This window comes from Salegentibacter haimaensis (assembly GCF_054121495.1).
Genome location: NZ_JBSYGH010000011.1, coordinates 102,785 through 119,765 on the forward strand (window position 1 = coordinate 102,785; position 16,981 = coordinate 119,765).

The 16,981-nt window shown below is 40.9% G+C and carries 17 protein-coding genes and 3 tRNA genes; 7 read left to right on the forward strand and 13 right to left on the reverse strand.

From position 1 onward, the window contains the following. Positions 1-45: 45 nt before the first annotated feature. Positions 46-492, reverse strand: a complete 447-nt coding sequence (locus ACW6QP_RS11530; RefSeq protein ID WP_457911025.1) for an SRPBCC family protein — start codon at positions 490-492, stop codon at positions 46-48. Positions 493-663: 171 nt separating this feature from the next. On the opposite strand from ACW6QP_RS11530, the gene ACW6QP_RS11535 reads away from it, so the two are divergent. The 5 genes from ACW6QP_RS11535 to ACW6QP_RS11555 all read left to right on the forward strand — a co-directional run bounded on the left by ACW6QP_RS11535 (position 664) and on the right by ACW6QP_RS11555 (position 7,448). Beyond that, positions 664-1,530: a peptidyl-prolyl cis-trans isomerase gene (locus tag ACW6QP_RS11535; protein ID WP_457911026.1), complete on the forward strand. Its 867-nt coding sequence runs from the start codon at positions 664-666 to the stop codon at positions 1,528-1,530. Then, on the forward strand, positions 1,493-2,947 hold the full coding sequence (locus ACW6QP_RS11540; RefSeq protein ID WP_457911027.1) for a peptidylprolyl isomerase: 1,455 nt from the start codon (positions 1,493-1,495) through the stop codon (positions 2,945-2,947). Before ACW6QP_RS11535 ends, ACW6QP_RS11540 begins: the two co-directional genes overlap by 38 nt. Positions 2,948-2,952: 5 nt before the next feature. Further along, complete coding sequence (locus ACW6QP_RS11545) at positions 2,953-3,906, forward strand: AAA family ATPase (RefSeq protein WP_457911028.1); 954 nt, start codon at positions 2,953-2,955, stop codon at positions 3,904-3,906. A gap of 581 nt (positions 3,907-4,487) precedes the next feature. Next, positions 4,488-6,755 carry an aconitate hydratase gene (locus tag ACW6QP_RS11550; RefSeq protein ID WP_457911029.1) on the forward strand — a complete coding sequence of 756 codons (2,268 nt, stop codon included), beginning with the start codon at positions 4,488-4,490 and terminating at the stop codon, positions 6,753-6,755. Between the two features lie 123 nt (positions 6,756-6,878). Further along, positions 6,879-7,448, forward strand: a complete 570-nt coding sequence (locus ACW6QP_RS11555) for a TlpA family protein disulfide reductase (RefSeq protein WP_457911030.1) — start codon at positions 6,879-6,881, stop codon at positions 7,446-7,448. On the opposite strand, the gene ACW6QP_RS11560 is transcribed toward ACW6QP_RS11555, so the two are convergent. The 8 genes from ACW6QP_RS11560 to ACW6QP_RS11595 all read right to left on the reverse strand — a co-directional run bounded on the left by ACW6QP_RS11560 (position 7,445) and on the right by ACW6QP_RS11595 (position 13,100). Next, complete coding sequence (locus ACW6QP_RS11560; RefSeq protein WP_457911031.1) at positions 7,445-8,581, reverse strand: lycopene cyclase family protein; 1,137 nt, start codon at positions 8,579-8,581, stop codon at positions 7,445-7,447. The genes ACW6QP_RS11555 and ACW6QP_RS11560 overlap by 4 nt on opposite strands. A gap of 26 nt (positions 8,582-8,607) precedes the next feature. After that, complete coding sequence (locus ACW6QP_RS11565) at positions 8,608-9,057, reverse strand: sterol desaturase family protein (RefSeq protein WP_457911032.1); 450 nt, start codon at positions 9,055-9,057, stop codon at positions 8,608-8,610. Between the two features lie 13 nt (positions 9,058-9,070). Beyond that, positions 9,071-9,910, reverse strand: coding sequence for a phytoene/squalene synthase family protein (locus ACW6QP_RS11570; RefSeq protein ID WP_457911033.1), 840 nt, complete (start codon positions 9,908-9,910; stop codon positions 9,071-9,073). 7 nt (positions 9,911-9,917) lie between these two features. Further along, positions 9,918-11,381, reverse strand: coding sequence for a phytoene desaturase family protein (locus ACW6QP_RS11575; protein ID WP_457911034.1), 1,464 nt, complete (start codon positions 11,379-11,381; stop codon positions 9,918-9,920). A gap of 1 nt (position 11,382) precedes the next feature. Further along, positions 11,383-12,276, reverse strand: coding sequence for a MerR family transcriptional regulator (locus ACW6QP_RS11580; RefSeq protein ID WP_457911035.1), 894 nt, complete (start codon positions 12,274-12,276; stop codon positions 11,383-11,385). 175 nt (positions 12,277-12,451) lie between these two features. After that, positions 12,452-12,535, reverse strand: a tRNA-Leu gene (locus tag ACW6QP_RS11585). A 175-nt stretch (positions 12,536-12,710) separates the two neighbouring features. Beyond that, positions 12,711-12,783, reverse strand: a tRNA-Lys gene (locus ACW6QP_RS11590). Positions 12,784-13,027: 244 nt separating this feature from the next. Continuing rightward, a tRNA-Lys gene (locus tag ACW6QP_RS11595) sits at positions 13,028-13,100 on the reverse strand. A gap of 126 nt (positions 13,101-13,226) precedes the next feature. Here ACW6QP_RS11595 and ACW6QP_RS11600 point away from each other — a divergent pair. Continuing rightward, a complete protein-coding gene (locus ACW6QP_RS11600) occupies positions 13,227-13,745 on the forward strand; it encodes a shikimate kinase (protein WP_457911036.1) in 519 nt (172 codons plus the stop codon). Here ACW6QP_RS11600 and ACW6QP_RS11605 read toward each other — a convergent pair. From ACW6QP_RS11605 to ACW6QP_RS11615, 3 genes are read right to left on the reverse strand one after another with little or no spacing between them, the layout of a single operon-like run. Further along, positions 13,740-14,240, reverse strand: coding sequence for a phosphoribosyltransferase family protein (locus ACW6QP_RS11605; protein WP_457911037.1), 501 nt, complete (start codon positions 14,238-14,240; stop codon positions 13,740-13,742). The two genes, ACW6QP_RS11600 and ACW6QP_RS11605, sit on opposite strands and share 6 nt — an antisense overlap. Continuing rightward, entirely contained in the window at positions 14,237-14,812 is a 576-nt protein-coding gene (locus ACW6QP_RS11610) for an SAM-dependent methyltransferase (RefSeq protein ID WP_457911038.1), read from the reverse strand. The genes ACW6QP_RS11605 and ACW6QP_RS11610 overlap by 4 nt, the downstream gene beginning before the upstream one ends. After that, positions 14,809-15,204 (reverse strand): RNA-binding S4 domain-containing protein, encoded by a 396-nt coding sequence (locus ACW6QP_RS11615; protein ID WP_457911039.1) that lies wholly within the window; start codon positions 15,202-15,204, stop codon positions 14,809-14,811. Before ACW6QP_RS11615 ends, ACW6QP_RS11610 begins: the two co-directional genes overlap by 4 nt. A gap of 81 nt (positions 15,205-15,285) precedes the next feature. Here ACW6QP_RS11615 and ACW6QP_RS11620 point away from each other — a divergent pair, with 81 nt between their 5' ends. Next, the gene (locus ACW6QP_RS11620) at positions 15,286-16,233 is read left to right on the forward strand and encodes an FKBP-type peptidyl-prolyl cis-trans isomerase (protein WP_457911040.1); all 948 of its coding nucleotides are present in this window, start codon (positions 15,286-15,288) and stop codon (positions 16,231-16,233) included. A gap of 72 nt (positions 16,234-16,305) precedes the next feature. On the opposite strand, the gene ACW6QP_RS11625 is transcribed toward ACW6QP_RS11620, so the two are convergent. Further along, positions 16,306-16,896 carry an outer membrane beta-barrel protein gene (locus ACW6QP_RS11625; RefSeq protein ID WP_457911041.1) on the reverse strand — a complete coding sequence of 197 codons (591 nt, stop codon included), beginning with the start codon at positions 16,894-16,896 and terminating at the stop codon, positions 16,306-16,308. Positions 16,897-16,981: the final 85 nt, after the last annotated feature.

A 16,981-nucleotide genomic window follows, 5' to 3' on the forward strand; every position in this document is an offset into this window, starting at 1 on the left:
TATACACGCAGCTGCTTATTAATCAAGTTTTAATCTTCTAAAAACTTAGGTCACTTTTTTACCATCTTCAGCAAAGGCTTTAAAATCTTCCATAAATTGCCGGGATTGTTTTTTGAATTCTCCCGGCATTAGTTTCCCGATTATTTTCATAAATCCGCTGAAATGAAATTCGCTGTGCGAAATCCATTTGGTGGTATTGGCCGGGGTTTCTTCAAAGAAATTTTCCTGTCGGTTATCAACTCCTTTGGCTTCATACCTGGCGTGAAATTCATGGGGAAGATTATTGGTCAAAATGGTTTCTATCATTTCAATTTCTCTTTTGCCCATTTTAAATTTAAGCAGGGATTGGGCCCCTTCCTCGCCCGGGCTTCCGGTGAGCTGCTCCCGAAGCAGCAAACCCTTTTGCCAGTATTTTTGATTTTCGGGATCAGAAAACTTGCGGATAACTTCCTCTCGCGGAAGCATAATCTCAATTTCGCTGGTATATCTCATATGGAGTGTTTTTATTAAAGATACGACGGAAAAAATTTCCGTAGAAAATATAAGAATCCCGGGCTGTAATCGTTATCCTATTGGCTTGCAGAACCTAAATGAATTCTTATTTTTGCTGAAATGTTTTGGGCTTGGCCTATTGGTATATAATTTGTTAAGCCTTATCGAAATATGAATTTGAAACGAATCCTCTCTATTTTTTTTATGTTCCTTACAGCCTTAAGTTTTACGGCCTGTGAGTATTTTGAAAAATCTGAAGAGCGTAAGGTGGTGGTAAGGGTTAACGAATCTTACCTTTATGAAGAGGATATTATGGGGCTGCTTAACGAAAACACCAGTCCTGAAGATTCTGCGCTCATCGTTTCTAATTATATTACGCGCTGGGCTACCCAGCAGTTGCTTATAGATCAGGCTAAACTCAATTTACCCGAATCCCGGCAGAAGGAATTTAACGACCTGGTAGAAAATTACCGCAATGAGTTATATACTACTGCCTATACCGAAGCCCTGGTTTCAGATCGGCTGGATACGAGTTTTGGTGAAGGCGAAGTGCAGCAATATTACGAGGAAAACCTCGAGAATTTTAAGCTTAGCGAAGATTTGGTAAAATTGCGCTATATCAATTTGCTCAAAAAGAATAATAATATAGACGAAATTAAAAGAAAACTCTCGCGCTTTAATGCCGAAGATCGAAACGAATTGGAGAAAATCAGTTTTCAGTTTGTGAATTATTCTTTTAATGATTCGGTTTGGGTAAAGACCAAAACCGTTTACGATAAAGTAGGCCCCCTTAGTGTAGACGACAGGCAGAAACTAATGAATAAAAACAGTTTTTTTCAGCTGGAAGATTCATTAGCAGTATATTTGGTCTACGTAAAGGACGCTTTAAAACGAAGTGAACAGGCACCGCTGGAATATGCGCGACCTGCGATAAGACAAATTCTGCTGAATAAGCGAAAACAGAATCTTATAAAAGAACTGGAAAAAGATATTACGAAAGATGCAATTAAAAATAAACAATTTGAAATCAATAATTAAAAGTCTCACGTTTTCAATTTTTGCGATGTGCTTTGCTGCAGTCCAGGCTCAGGAAGTAATCGTAACCGATAGCACCTCGATTCAACCAGAGGAAGAACTGGCGATGAATACCGGAGAAAAGGAATTTTCAGGAAGACAAAAAGTAGATGGAATTGCTGCTGTAATTGGCGATTTTATTATCCTGGACAGCGATGTGGATATGATGTACAAGGATATGCAAAGTCAGGGTATGTCTACCGCCGATGTTAGCGACTGCCAACTGGCAGGATCTTTAATGGAGAACAAGTTGTATGCACACCACGCTATCCAGGATAGTATTATTGTGATGGATGGTGAAATCAATAATTATATCGACCAGCAGATCAATGAAATGGTGCGCCAGGTAGGTTCTATTGAAGAAGTGCTTAAATTCTATAACCGCGATAATGTAGAAGAATTTAGAAGCGAATTATTCGCGGTAAATAAAGAACGCCAGCTGGCCAGCAGAATGCAGCAAAAAATCATCGAAAGTGTTGAGGTTACTCCTGAAGAGGTTCGGGCCTATTTCGAAGCTATCCCAGAAGATGAACTTCCCGTATTTGGCGATGAAGTTGAGCTTTCTCAAATTGTAATCAAACCCGAAATTCCTGAAAGCGAAAAGCAAAAAGTAATCGAAAGATTGAGTGAATTCAAAGCCGATGTTGAAGATAACGGGGCCAGTTTCGCCACCAAGGCCGTTTTATATTCCCAGGATCCCGGGAGTGCGAGTGACGGTGGAAGAATAAGCCTTTCCAGAAAAGATAATTTTGTAAAGGAATTCAAGGATGTGGCTTTTAGCCTGCAGCAGGGAGAAATAAGCGAACCTTTTGAAACCGAATTTGGTTATCATATCATTCAGATAGACAGAATTCGTGGAAATACCGTAGACCTGCGTCACATCTTACTTATTCCAGATGTTACCAATGCTTCTGTAAAGGAAGCCAAAGCTAAAATTGATAGCATCAAGAAACGAGTAGACGATGGCGTGCTCGATTTTGCTGAAGCTGCCCGCGAATTTTCTGATGAAGAAGAAACCAAAGCCGATGGCGGGAAGTTAATCAACCCACAAACCGGTGATACCCGTTTTGAACTTACCAATATAGACCCTAAATTATATCAGCAGATCGGGCAACTACAGGAAGGTGAGATATCTCGTGTAATTACCGATAGCGATCGTACCGGAAGACCTTTTTATAAGATTATCTACGCCAGTAAACGCATACCTGAACATACTGCCGATTATGCGATAGATTATATGAAGATAAAGCAATTGGCACTTAGGGATAAGCAGATGGAAGCCATCGAAAAATGGCAAAAGGAAAAGATTGAGGAAACCTATGTTAAGGTAAATGGTAAATACAGAAGCTGTGAATACAGCAGTAATTGGTTAAAAAATTAGAATGTATGTCTGATGTGGCTCTGGTAGAAAACCTGGTGCAAAAGCACGGGGCATTAAAGAAAGAAATTGCCAAGCTAATAGTTGGGCAGGAAAGAGTCATAGATCAAATATTGCTCTCCGTATTTTCCGGGGGGCATTCTCTGTTAATAGGGGTGCCGGGACTGGCAAAAACTTTAATGGTTAATACCATTGCACAGGCCCTGGGCCTGGATTTCAAAAGAATTCAATTCACCCCAGATTTGATGCCCAGCGACATCCTGGGAGCCGAAATTCTCGATGAAAACCGGCATTTTAAATTTATTAAAGGTCCCGTTTTTGCCAATATTGTTCTGGCCGATGAGATTAACCGAACCCCGCCAAAAACCCAGGCAGCTCTTTTAGAGGCGATGCAGGAGAGGGCAGTGACGGTTTCAGGGCATCATTATAAACTGGCTTTGCCATACTTTGTACTGGCGACCCAAAACCCCATCGAGCAGGAGGGAACCTATCCATTACCCGAAGCTCAGTTAGACCGCTTTATGTTTTCCATCCTGCTGGAATATCCCAGTTTTCAGGAAGAAGTAGATGTGGTTAAAAGCACCACTGGCGACGATGAGGTAGAAATTCAGCCACTTTTTACCGCGGAAGAGATCACCGAAATTCAGCATTTGATTCGCCGCATCCCGGTGGCCGATAATGTGGTAGAATATGCCGTAAAACTGGTGGGTAAAACCAGACCAAATTCCCCTGAAGCTCCAGAAATAGTGAAAAATTACCTGGATTGGGGAGCAGGTCCAAGAGCCTCGCAAAACCTTATCCTGGCTGCCAAATCTAAAGCTGCGGTAAAAGGTAAATTTTCACCCGATATCGAGGACGTGCAGGCCGTGGCCGTGGGAATTTTAAGGCACAGAATTATTAAAAACTATAAAGCCGAAGCCGAGGGAATTTCAGAAAAAGACATTATCACTAAACTTTTTTAATGATAAATCTTTTTATAAAATACCGGCTGTTGGTGAGTTTATTGTTTTACCTTTTTATGGGTAGTGCAATTATACTTGATGCTTTAAAAATAACTGGCGAACCGGCCGATATTATAAACTGGATTAGCCGAATTCTTATCTTTTTATTTTGGTTGATTATCCTTTCGGATTTGATCAAACAAAAACTTTTCAATAAAACATTTTGGATCCTTTCAATGTTTATTCTTCCAATTTTTACTCCCGTTGTTTATTTGTTCCGAAGAAAACAACTTACCAAATTGCGCAATAACCGATTTAGATCCTAATTCGCCCTAAGTCTTAAATAGCTTTATACACCAGGATTTCTTATTAAGACGAATTATAAATTTCTCCTTCTGAAATAATTTTCTGGTGCAAATTAGATTTCAAATTGCTGAATTTGTAAATTTTAAGCTTTTAATTAGTTTTTAATGAATTTTAACCCGGTAAAATTGAGAATCACAAAATTATCTGCAGCGAATTTTGATAATCGGTTCTTATTTTTAAATTCCGGGTGAAATCCGTAAATTTGTGAGACTTTTTGAGAACTTAAACACACAAATATGGCATACGATATTGATATGATCAAAAAGGTGTACAGCCAAATGCCCGGGCGAATTGAAAAAGCCAGGGAAGTGGTTGGAAAGCCTTTAACTCTTTCAGAAAAAATTCTTTATTCTCATCTCTGGGATGAGGAACCAAAAACTGCCTTTCAGCGCGGTAAAGATTATGTAGAATTTGCCCCCGACAGGATTGCCTGTCAGGATGCGACCGCTCAAATGGCTCTGCTTCAGTTTATGCAGGCCGGAAAGAAAAAAGTGGCTGTTCCTACTACCGTGCACTGTGATCACCTAATTCAGGCAAAAATGGGTGCGGCTATAGATTTACAGGCCGCTAACAAAAGCAGTAGTGAGGTTTTTGATTTTCTGGAATCGGTGTCAAATAAATACGGAATTGGTTTCTGGAAACCCGGTGCCGGGATTATTCACCAGGTGGTACTCGAAAATTATGCATTCCCCGGTGGAATGATGATTGGTACCGACTCCCACACTGTGAACGCCGGGGGACTTGGAATGGTCGCCATTGGTGTTGGCGGTGCCGATGCCGTAGATGTTATGGCCGGAATGGCCTGGGAACTTAAATTCCCCAAACTTATTGGAGTTAAGTTAACCGGAAAACTTTCTGGGTGGACAGCTCCTAAAGATGTGATCTTAAAGGTTGCCGGAATTCTTACCGTAAAGGGAGGAACCGGTGCCATTATAGAATATTTTGGCGAAGGAGCCCGCTCTATGTCGGCTACCGGAAAAGGAACCATTTGTAATATGGGAGCTGAAGTTGGTGCGACCACTTCCACTTTTGGTTACGACGAGTCTATGGACCGTTACCTGCGTGCTACCAACCGCGCCGATGTTGCCGATGCTGCCAAACAGGTGGCAGAGCATCTAACCGGTGATGAGGAAGTATATGCAAATCCAGAGCAGTATTTCGATGAGCTAATCGAGATCAATCTATCTGAATTGAAACCTCACCTTAACGGACCTTTTACTCCCGATCTTGCCACTCCTATTTCTGAAATGGCCGTAAAAGCCAAAGAAAATGACTGGCCAATCAATGTGGACTGGGGACTTATAGGTTCCTGTACCAACTCTTCTTACGAAGATCTTACCCGCGCAGCCTCTATCGCGAAACAGGCTGTAGATAAAAAGATCAAATCAAAATCTGATTTTGGAATTAACCCCGGGTCTGAGCAAATTCGCTATACTGCCGAGAGAGACGGTTTATTGCAGATCTTTGAAGATTTGGATGCGACTATCTTTACCAATGCCTGTGGGCCCTGTATAGGCCAGTGGGATCGTAGCGATCGCAAAGGAGATGAGAAAAACACTATCGTACATTCCTTTAACCGAAACTTCTCCAAACGTGCCGATGGGAACCCTAACACCCACGCCTTTGTAGGTTCACCAGAAATGGTTGCCGCCATTGCAATTTCGGGAAGACTGGATTTCGATCCAACCCGCGATAAACTTCTTAACGAAGACGGGGAAGAGGTAATGTTGGAAGAGCCAACAGGAATTGAACTTCCAACCAAAGGTTTCGCAGTAGAAGATGCCGGATATATCGCGCCTAAGGAAGATGGTAGCGATGTTGAAGTAAAGGTTGCCGAAGACAGCGAAAGACTTCAGTTGCTTACCCCATTCGAACCCTGGGACGGGAAAAACCTAATGGGAGCTAAATTGCTTATCAAGGCTTTTGGGAAATGTACCACCGACCATATTTCTATGGCAGGACCCTGGTTGCGTTACCGCGGTCACCTGGATAATATTTCCAACAATATGCTTATTGGAGCCATTAACGCTTTCAATAAAAAGACAAATTTTGTAAAGAATCAGTTAACCGGGGAGTATGATGGTGTACCAAATGTACAGCGTGAATACAAAAAAGCCGGAATTCCAACCGTTGTTGTGGGAGACCATAACTATGGGGAAGGTTCTTCTAGAGAACACGCTGCTATGGAGCCGCGTCACCTCGGGGTAAAAGTAGTACTGGTTAAATCTTTCGCCCGTATTCACGAAACCAACCTTAAAAAGCAGGGAATGCTTGGGTTGACCTTCGCCAACGAAAGCGATTATGATCTAATCCAGGAAGATGATACTTTCAACTTTATAGATCTTGAAAACTTTGCTCCCGATACGCCTCTGACTATTGAAGTAGTACACGCCGACGGAAGCAAGGATACTATCAAAGCAAACCATACTTATAACCAGCCACAAATTGAGTGGTACAAAAATGGTTCTGCGCTTAACCTTATAAAAAAGCAAAACGCAGCATAGGTTAAACATTTTAAAATTGCTGAAAATCCCGCCCTGTGCGGGATTTTCTTTTTATAATCTGTTTCTGCTTATTAGCGGCTTAGTTTTATCTTTGCAGTACAAGTTTTGCTGAACCCCATACTTATGAAAAAGCTATTTAAGAACCAGTGGTCTAATATCATCTTTGTTGTTTTGATCCTGGTGCTCATCATTCCGCAAACCAGAAAGCCCATTCAAATATTTTTGAATAAAACCTTTTCTTTTAGTCCTTCAGAAACCAGGGAGGAAAACCGGGAAAAGCTAGCCAGTTATGACTGGGTGCTTGAAGATAAAAATCGTGAACGCTATAATTTTAATGAAGCAGAAGGGGAAGTGGTTATCATTAACTACTGGGCTACCTGGTGCCCGCCCTGTATTGCAGAAATGCCCAGCTTTCAGGAGCTTTATAACGATTATCAGGATAGGGTGACATTTCTTTTTATTTCAGGAGAAGACCACAAAACTACTGCCGCATTTATGGATAAAAAAGAACTTAACCTTCCCAGCTACCGAATGTTGTCCCAGGATCCCAAACCCCTGGAAGGTTACAGCCTGCCCACTACTTATGTTATAGACAGAAATGGCGAAATCGTAATCAAGAAAATTGGAGCTGCAGATTGGAATAGCCGTTCTTTTAGAACAACACTGGATAAGCTTATTATAGAAGAAAATTAAAAACCTTTTCGGAAGAAAGATTTTATAAAATCGAAACTGTAGAGACTAAACATAATCTTTAAGTCTTCTGAAAATTCAGTTTCTTCATCAAGATACCTGAAAATATCCTGGGGTGAATTTTTTGTGTAGAATTTTGTAAAAATTTCCTCTCCTTTTTGATTGTTTCTGGCCAGAACATCCAGGAAAATCGAATCGTATTTCCTGAATTTTTTATTTATGAGGCCTTCTCCGGGCATTTTACTGCTTTTTAGATTTTCGATGATCTTTGAAACCCGTTTCTCGGTATTCTTAAATGAATAGCCGGTAGAAGCTTTTACCCAACCGCCACCGGTGCCAATTTTAGTGACCTGGCGGGTGTTTGCTTTTTCAAAAGGATAATCTGTCATCGGAATCACGCCGGCTTCTGTGTTGCTTATTTTGTAATCTTCTATTTTAAGAATTTCCTTCAAGTATTCCCCGAGCTTTTGATCGTAGGTTTTTTCTTCAGTTAAAAATGGGGTGAAAAAAGTGTATTCGACCAAAGCCCTGGTTTCTGAAAAAGGCAAAATATAAGTAAAAGCAGTAGCCTTCGGATAGGGCAGGCGGTAATCCATCATCGTGAATACTTCCGGATTAAAAGCAGGTTTTGCGGTTTCAATCTCCCAACCCTTAAAATGCTGAAAAACCAGGCTGTGTTTTTCGTTGTTGAGGTACATTGGGTCCAGGCGGCTGTCGAAGAAATGCGCGGCTGTGTAATTTCGCAGCTTACCGTGAGCTTTCATGGTGACGGGGTCGATCTCCTCAATTTCATCTTCAATAAAAATAATATCTCCCGACTGGCTAATTTCTTCTCTTAATTGCTTTTGAAATTTTTCAGCTTCAATTCTCTTATAAATATAGGGGTCTAATTCCAGGCTTTGATTGATTTCGGCAGTGATGAATTCGGCTTTTTTCCAGGAAGCGCTTACCAGCTCATCCCATTGGCCGGCTCCTTTTTCCCAAAAACACCAGGTCTTTCGGGGGGGCTCAAAATCTTTGTCGATTACGGCGATCTTTTTGCCTTTAAAAAAAATATCCCGGCTAAGTTGCCGGGCCAGTTGCAAACCTGCAAGTCCGCCGCCAATGATCACATAAAAATATTTCGGTCCAAGCATAGGAGTTCAACGCAGATTTTTCAGGATTATTTTTTAAAATACTTCATCGGCACCCAAAGCATTCCGAAGCATTCTCCATCATCTTTTCCCAGGTGTTTATGGTGCATTTTATGTGCTCTTCGAATTCCTTTAGCATAGCGATTGTTCGCGTTTCTAAACATTTTAAAGCGTTGGTGTATAAAAATATCGTGAACGGTAAAGTAGGTGATTCCGTAGGCCAGAATTCCAAGTCCTACCGGCAGCCCAAACCATACTCCTTCATATTGCCACAACAAGAAAAACCCAATGCTTACCAGGGCATAGAATACAAAAAACAGGTCGTTTCGTTCCCACCAGCTGCTGTGATCTTTATGGTGATGGTCTTTGTGTAATTTCCACAAAAGCCCGTGCATTATGTATTTATGAGTAAACCAGGCCATTCCTTCCATAGCGATAAAGGTGCCCAGAAATACCAGAATCCATCGTAAAATCTCCATAAAAGCCAAGGTATTAAATTAAATTTAATCTACACGAAAGATACGATTTTGCCAGCAATCCGGCCTTTTGATAATCGGAAACTCTAATGCGCCGGTGACGTATTTCCATCGATGGGGTGCGTTTAAGTTTATGCAGCAACTTTTTGTAATACACATAGGCCGTATACACTCCAAATTTTGCTTCAATTGGTAGTTGGCTTATGCCTTCAAAGCCTTTTCTGAAATCTTCTTCAATCTCCTGAATTATTCTGGTTTTTCCCGATTCGTCAAGTTTCGCCAGGTTGGTGTTGGGAAAATAGCTTCGGTTTAAATCTTCAAAATCGGCCTTCAGATCTCTCAAAAAGTTTACCTTCTGAAAAGCTGAGCCCAAACTCATTGCCGAATTTTTTAATTTCAAATATGCTTTTTGATCACCCTTTACAAAGACTTTTAAACACATTAATCCTACAACATCGGCACTGCCGTAAATATATTCTTTATACTCCTCGATGCTCAGGTAATCAGATTTGCTTAGGTCCTGTCGCATACTTTTCATAAAGGCTTCGTATAACTCAGCCTCGATTTGATACTTATGCACGGTTTCCTGGAAAGCATTAAGAATAGGGTTAAGGCTTATTCGCTGCTCGATGGCCTTATACATGTCTTTTTCAAAGTCATCAAAGAGACTTTCTTTGTCATAATCGTGAAAACTGTCTACAATTTCATCGGCCAGGCGCACAAAGCCGTAAATATTATAGATATCCTGTCTAATAGAAGGTGCCAGCATTTTAGTCGCGGTAGAAAAGGAGGTACTGTAAGCCTGGGTGACTCCTTTGCTGCAGGTATGCGAGACAAGATCAAAAATAGATTTCATAGGTATATTAATTTTTTGATTTCTGAATTAGACCGGCGGCAAGTTTACCTGAAATCAGGGATGGGGGTACCCCGGGTCCCGGCACGCTAAGCTGCCCGGTGAAATATAATTTATGAACTTTTTTGCTTTTTAAACCCGGCCTTAAAAAAGCGGTCTGAAAAAGGGTGTTTGCCAGCCCATAGGCATTCCCTTTATAAGAATTATAATCCCTGATGAAATCATTCACGCAGAAGGATTCTTTAAAAAGAATATCGTGCTGCACCTCCTGACCTGTGAGACTTTCAAAGCGGGTGATAATTTTTTGAAAATATTCTTCCCTAATTTCTTCGGAATCTTCTACTCCCGGGGCCAGCGGAATAAGAAATATCCCGGCTTCTTTTCCTGCTGGTGCGGCTGAAGCATCTGTTATAGAAGGAAAACTGGCATAAAACAAAGGATCTTCAGGCCAGCCGGCTTCGTCATAGATCGCTTTTGCGTGGGCCTCGAAATCGGTGTCAAAAAATAGGGTATGATGGTTTACGTTTTCGATTTTTTTATCAAAACCAACGTAAAACAGAAGCGAGGAGGGCGCGAAGGTCTTTCTTTCCCAATAAGCTTCAGAATACTGCCGGTTTCGTTCGGGTAGCAGGCTTTCGGTATGGTGATAGTCGGCACCGCTAAGAATATAATCGCTGTAGATTTTTTTTCCGTGTATCTGTAGAGCTATGGCCGTATTATCTTCAACATAAATTTGTTCAACCGGGGTGCTGGTGTGTATATTAACGCCAAGAGACAGCGCCAGGCTTTCCATCCCAACTACTACTTTATGCATTCCTCCTTTGGGGTGCCAGGTTCCCAGACCAAAATCGGCATAATTCATAAAATTATAAAAGGCCGGAGTCTTTGAGGGTTTTGCTCCCAGAAAAAGCACCGGAAATTCCAGAATTTGAATCAATTTCGGATTGCTAAATTCCTTTCGCACATCTTTAGCTATACTGCTGAAAAAACTTCCAAGTTTCTTGATGGTTGCCGGAGTCACCAGTTCAAGAGGGGAGAGACCGGGTCTATATACCAAATCTTTAATGGCTATGTCGTAATTGTCTTTGGCTTCAGCTATAAATTTTTGAAGTTTTGCTGAACTCCCGGGTTCTTCAGCCTCAAAGGCGGCGTAGATTTCCTGTAGGTTATCGGCAATGCGTATGCTTTCGTCTTTTCCGAAGAAAACCTTGTAGGCCGGATTTAATTTTTCAAGATGGTAATAATCTGAAGGAGTTTTACCGAAATCTCCAAAAAAGCGTTCAAAGACATCGGGCATCCAATACCAGGTGGGGCCAATATCGAAGGTGAAGCCTTCTTTTTTTAATTGTCTTGCCCTACCGCCAATTTCTCCATTTTTCTCGTAAATGTCTACCTCGTAGCCCGCTTTAGCCAGATAACAGGCCGATGCCAATGAAGCAAAGCCCGAACCTATTATCGATATTTTCTTCTGCATGCTAAAGCTCTTTTATAAATTGGTTAAGGTCCTGGTATAGCTTTACAAAATCGGGGAAATCTGGATTCTCTAAAGTCTTTATCTTATGACCTAACAGCTGTAATTCATAATTTTTCTTTTCGCATACCTGTTTTTGAAATTCTTCAACGAATTCTGAAACGCTGGCAGGGGAAGTAGTAAAATAGCTGATAAATGAGATGTCGTCGTGTCTTTCTAAAAGATAGCCCAAATCGGTAAGCGGAAGACTTGGCCCCAGATAGATCGCATTCTTTTTATTATAGATCAATTCATAATAGAGGTAAATAATCCCTATGTCGTGAATTTCATTTTCTGGTAAGAACAGCACAAAAAGTTTCCCCTGTTGGGGCGAATTCTGCTTTTTTATTTCTGCAAGATTCAGGTAAATTTTTTGTTTAATGAGATCTACAATGAAATGTTCATGTATGGGTTTAATGGTGTCGGTTTGCCAGAGCAATCCAATTTCTTCTAAAAAGGGTAAAAAGACCTGGTGAAAAACCTGCCTGAAACTAAGCTTTTCACGAAGTTCATTATAGGTTTTGTTGAAGAGCTCTTCATTGAAATTGATCATCGCCAGTTTCATGTTGTTCAGGGCCCGATTTTCAGAACTTGCACTGGCGGTAATATTTCGCACCATTTTTCGAATTTCCTCATCATTCAATTTAGAAATACGGGAAATTTTGTAGCCGTGTTCATTGAGAAAGGCTATGTTCAGTAGCTTTTGAAGATTCTCGCTGTTATAGCTTCGAATATTGGTAATGGTACGATCGGGGTTGAGAATATTATAGCGTTTTTCCCAAATTCGTATGGTGTGTGCCTTGATTCCGCTTAAATTCTCAAGGTCTTTTATGCTGAAGCTTTGTTTGATTAATTCCATATATTTTGAACAATATAGTCAAAACTACAGAATAAACTCATTGACCCGCATTACCGAAATGTTAAAATGTTTAATGAGTATAGTTAAATATCAAACAAAATAAAATTCAGTAAAAAAAAGACTCCGAAATAGGAGCGAAAAAAAAGGAAATGTAAAAAAAACCGGAATAAAAAAGTGCCCGAGGCGGGAGTCGAACCCGCACGCCCTAATGGACACATGGCCCTCAACCATGCCTGTCTACCAGTTCCAGCACCCGGGCAAAAGCAGGATTCGAAAATCGAACTTTAGTGGGAAGTCATAAAATAGAATTTCATAGCCGAAATTCTGAACGTTTTTTTAAGTGATCTGGCTGGGGCTTCCCGATGTTTCGCTGTCGCTTCAATCGGTCCCGATGGCAATCGGGATCGCCCAACAAAATCAGAACTTAATTAGAGTGATCTGGCTGGGGCTCGAACCCAGGACCCTCTCCTTAAAAGGGAGATGCTCTACCAACTGAGCTACCAGATCGGTCAAAATTGTTTAAGATCTAATCTGAAAAGATTTCAGAAATAAAAAAATAGAACTTCATTAGAGTGATCTGGCTGGGGCTTCCCGATGTTTCGCTGTCGCTTCAATCGGTCCCGATGACTATCGGGATCGCCCAACAAAATCAGAACTTCATTAGAGTGATCTGGCTGGGGCTTCCCGATGTTTCGCTATCGCTTCAATCGGGACAGGCTTCTCGCCCAACAAAATCAGAACTTAATTACTGTGATCTGGCTGGGGCTCGAACCCAGGACCCTCTCCTTAAAAGGGAGATGCTCTACCAACTGAGCTACCAGATCTTATCTTGCGCTATCGCTTTTTTGCGAATGCGGGTGCAAATATACATTCATATATTTATTTTTCAAGCCTAAATTGATATAAATTTGTAATTGATTTGAATCAACCTAAAAACTAGTAAATTACCGATGAAAATATTTCTAACAGGCTATATGGGAAGTGGGAAATCTATTGTAGGAGAGCAGTTGGCAAAGCAGCTTTCCTATAGTTTTGTAGATCTCGATGACCAGATAGAAATTATTGAAGAAAACAGTATCAATGATATTTTTGAAGAAAAAGGCGAGCTGTATTTTAGAAAGCTTGAAGCAAAAATTCTTCAGGATGTACTCGACGAAACTGCCGATATGGTAATTTCGCTTGGTGGCGGGACCCCTTGTTACGGCGATAATATGGAAGCCATAGACCAGGCTCCCGATGCCAAAAGTTTTTATTTACGAGCCTCTGTAAGGGTGCTGGTAGATAGATTGTTTCCCGAGAAAATGCACCGCCCGGTGATAAGTCATCTCGAAACCCGGGAGGCCCTTGAAGAATTTATTGGGAAACATCTTTTCGAAAGAGCCTATTTCTACAATCAAAGCGATTATATCATTAATGTAGACGAGCTGGAACCCGGGGAAATCGTAAAGCGAATCCTGGAAAAGTTATAGCAAGACAGCTTTATCTGCATTTTTTTTGAATTCTACCTGCACGGTTTCACTGAGTGAGGTAGACAGGGAAATTCCTTTAAAATCGGCTTTTACCGGGAATTTTTTATGATTTCGGTCTACCAAAACCGCAGTTTTAAAGAGTTTTAGCGGAACCTCTAGGAAATGGCGTACCCCGTATATTAGCGTTGACCCCGAGTTTAGAACATCGTCTATTAAAATAATAGACTTATTGCGGTATTCTTCAGAAGTTAGGCTGGTGCTAATTGGCGCCAGCGGATTCTTCTTGTCTATCTTCACCTCGCATAATTCTACCTTTAAAGGTGAAATTTCCTGTAAACTGTCTTGCAGGCGTTGTGATAAAATATAGCCGTTTTTAGCAATTCCCGCCAGGATAATTTCTTTCTCATCTATGTTGTTCTCATAGATTTGGTAAGCTATGCGCTTAATTTTATGCTGAATTTGCTCGTGGTCTAAGATTAAGGTTTCTGTCTTCATAGTTTGGTAAAGATAAAAAACAACTCCTTTCCCTCACGGGGTTTTATGGAGTTATAACAGGCTTCGAGTTTGTTGACTTTAAAAAGCGGCCTAAAATAACCTGAATACTCCTCTTTGCTTCCTCCAAAAGGCGGGCCTTGTGATGTGAGTTCAAAATTAAAGAGGAGCCCGGCTATCTTTCCATTTTTATTGAGCAGGCTCGCTGCTTTATTTGCATATTGCTGCCTTAATGCTACCGGAAGCGCACAAAAGAAAGTTTGTTCCAGAATAAGATCAAATTTGTCTTCAATGTTGAAATAATCAATTTGAAGCAATTGTTCATCAGGAAAATCTGGCACCCGATTTTTGAAATTTTTATGTGGTTCTTCGGCGATATCGGCGATAAATATATTTTTAAAGCCCTTTCGGAATAACTCTTCAGCTTCCCATGCATTGCCTGCTCCCGGGATAAGAATTTTGAGATCTTTGGAATTGCAAGATTCCATAAATTCGATAATGGCCGGGGAAGCATAACCTATATCCCAGCCGGTTTGACCTTTCCGGTAGCGTTGTGACCAGTAATTTTCTGTCATTTTTCTTCTTCCCTGGTGTCCTCTTCCGCAGCATCAAACCAATCGTCTATATCACGGCGATCTTTTTTGGTAGGGCGCCCGGTACCTTTTTTGCGGTAATAATCTTTTGAATACTTCAGCAACTCCAGTTTTTCAAAATTTTCTTTTGGTGTAATATCAAGTACATAAATATTAGCCAGTTTGGCGCCAACTCTACTGGGCGGAAGGTCTAATACCTCCAGCTCATAATCGATTTGGCCCTTGCGAAGGCTGATTTTTTCACCGGGAAATACCTCTTTTGAAGGTTTAACCGAAGCGCCATTAATTTTCACCTTGCCCTGCTTGCAGGCATTAGTAGCAATGCTTCGGGTTTTATAATAGCGCACACACCATAAAAACTTATCTACTCTCATATAATCGGGCCTTTAAAACTGCGTTATTGCTAAACAAAAATACAAGATTATTGTATCTTGCGCGCCTAAAATGAAAATACAATGCAATTGAAGAAATATTTGATTCCCGGCCTTTTTGCCGCTTTAAGTTTGGTTTCCTGTAATGACGATGATGATGCCCCCGGGCCAATTCCCGAGCGTGACCGTGGTGAACAGGCCATAGAAGACGATGAGGCCATTCAACAATACCTGGCGACTCATTTCTACAATTACGAAGATTTTGAAAATCCTTCTGAAGGTTTTGACTATTCAGTAAGCATAGATACTATCGCCGGAGATAACAGCGATAAAACCTCTTTGGCCGATTCTGAGAATTTAATGGTGAAAACCGTTACTCAAAATGAAGTAGATTATAAATTATACATCCTGAAAATTCGCGAGGGAGAAGGCGAGCAGCCAACTTTCGCCGATTCTACCTTTGTTCGTTATCGCGGAGAGCTTTTAAACCGCACTACTTTCGATCAAAGTCCAAACCCGGTGTGGTTTGATTTACCAGGTTTTATTGGGATGAATTCCAATGGCCAACTTGCCCGCAGGGGTGGTGTAATTCCCGGATTTCAGAATAGTTTAAATGAATTTAAAGCAGCCACAGGCTATACAGTGAATTCAGATAATACCGTGACCTGGAATAATGACTACGGAATTGGGATTGTAATTATGCCTTCAGGGCTTGGATATTTCTCTCAACCTCAGGCTTCAATTCCACCTTACAGTCCACTTGTTTTTGTGGTAAACCTGATGCGTATGAACGAGGCCGATCACGATGGCGATGGGATACCTTCCTGGATGGAAGATCTTGACGGGGATGGAAACTTATTCAATGATGATACCGATGGAGATGGAATCCCAAACCATTCAGATCGTGATGATGACGGTGATGGAACTCCTACCCGTGAGGAGATCATTATTCACGAAGATGGAACTTTAGAGTTCCCCGATTCTAATGGCAACGGAATTCCAGATTATTTAGATCCGGATACCTTTAAATAAGACTAATCTTCTCAAATAAAAAAGAGGCCTCCCTAAATTACGGAGGCCATTTTTTATTCGGTGTTTAAAATTTTAAAGTGCGTAAGACAAACTAAAGATCCACTGTGAGGGTCTTGAATCTATCCTGAAATTTTCTGAAGCGGTTTCGCTAAAGGCCGTATTTTCCTTAAAAGCGCCTTCATACCGAACATCAAAGCCAAGTCGGCCTAAATTTACCCCGGCTCCAAGCTGGTAACCTAAAGTGATTTTATTCTCAACCTCACCTACCTTAAAGTTGCTGTTATCGATTTCATTGTTTAGTACATATTGAAAAGAAGGTCCTGCCTTAATATTTAATGGCCCTAGAACATTTACACCTAATAATACAGGCGCATCGATCTTATCGAGTTTATATTCGAAAGTTTCGTATTCTGTATTAAGCCTGGTATACATTAATTCGGGTTGTAGAAAAATACCCCAGAGGCTAAACTGGCTAAAAGCACCCAGGTGAAAACCTGTTTTGCTTTTTCCTTCAAAAGTAGTGGCATCAGAAATTCCTTCGCCAAAACTTTCGTAGTCTCCCGTGGCTCCATAGTTTAGACCACCTTTTATTCCGAATTTAGCTTCCTGGGCCATAAGACCGGTTCCGCAGAAAAGAATTGCAATAATCATTAACTTTTTCATATTCGATTTATTTATATGTTAGGTTTTGTATAAACGCACAAACTCTGCCGTTTATTCTTACAAACAAAAAAAGCCTTTCAGAATT

What these genes read in the sequence shown, in the direction of transcription:
- ACW6QP_RS11530 (WP_457911025.1), bottom strand. Translation starts at nt 492, where the DNA reads ATGAGATATACCAGCGAAATTGAGATTATGCTTCCGCGAGAGGAAGTT.
- ACW6QP_RS11535 (WP_457911026.1), top strand. Translation starts at nt 664, where the DNA reads ATGAATTTGAAACGAATCCTCTCTATTTTTTTTATGTTCCTTACAGCC.
- ACW6QP_RS11540 (WP_457911027.1), top strand. Translation starts at nt 1,493, where the DNA reads ATGCAATTAAAAATAAACAATTTGAAATCAATAATTAAAAGTCTCACG.
- ACW6QP_RS11545 (WP_457911028.1), top strand. Translation starts at nt 2,953, where the DNA reads ATGTCTGATGTGGCTCTGGTAGAAAACCTGGTGCAAAAGCACGGGGCA.
- ACW6QP_RS11550 (WP_457911029.1), top strand. Translation starts at nt 4,488, where the DNA reads ATGGCATACGATATTGATATGATCAAAAAGGTGTACAGCCAAATGCCC.
- ACW6QP_RS11555 (WP_457911030.1), top strand. Translation starts at nt 6,879, where the DNA reads ATGAAAAAGCTATTTAAGAACCAGTGGTCTAATATCATCTTTGTTGTT.
- ACW6QP_RS11560 (WP_457911031.1), bottom strand. Translation starts at nt 8,581, where the DNA reads ATGCTTGGACCGAAATATTTTTATGTGATCATTGGCGGCGGACTTGCA.
- ACW6QP_RS11565 (WP_457911032.1), bottom strand. Translation starts at nt 9,057, where the DNA reads ATGGAGATTTTACGATGGATTCTGGTATTTCTGGGCACCTTTATCGCT.
- ACW6QP_RS11570 (WP_457911033.1), bottom strand. Translation starts at nt 9,910, where the DNA reads ATGAAATCTATTTTTGATCTTGTCTCGCATACCTGCAGCAAAGGAGTC.
- ACW6QP_RS11575 (WP_457911034.1), bottom strand. Translation starts at nt 11,381, where the DNA reads ATGCAGAAGAAAATATCGATAATAGGTTCGGGCTTTGCTTCATTGGCA.
- ACW6QP_RS11580 (WP_457911035.1), bottom strand. Translation starts at nt 12,276, where the DNA reads ATGGAATTAATCAAACAAAGCTTCAGCATAAAAGACCTTGAGAATTTA.
- ACW6QP_RS11600 (WP_457911036.1), top strand. Translation starts at nt 13,227, where the DNA reads ATGAAAATATTTCTAACAGGCTATATGGGAAGTGGGAAATCTATTGTA.
- ACW6QP_RS11605 (WP_457911037.1), bottom strand. Translation starts at nt 14,240, where the DNA reads ATGAAGACAGAAACCTTAATCTTAGACCACGAGCAAATTCAGCATAAA.
- ACW6QP_RS11610 (WP_457911038.1), bottom strand. Translation starts at nt 14,812, where the DNA reads ATGACAGAAAATTACTGGTCACAACGCTACCGGAAAGGTCAAACCGGC.
- ACW6QP_RS11615 (WP_457911039.1), bottom strand. Translation starts at nt 15,204, where the DNA reads ATGAGAGTAGATAAGTTTTTATGGTGTGTGCGCTATTATAAAACCCGA.
- ACW6QP_RS11620 (WP_457911040.1), top strand. Translation starts at nt 15,286, where the DNA reads ATGCAATTGAAGAAATATTTGATTCCCGGCCTTTTTGCCGCTTTAAGT.
- ACW6QP_RS11625 (WP_457911041.1), bottom strand. Translation starts at nt 16,896, where the DNA reads ATGAAAAAGTTAATGATTATTGCAATTCTTTTCTGCGGAACCGGTCTT.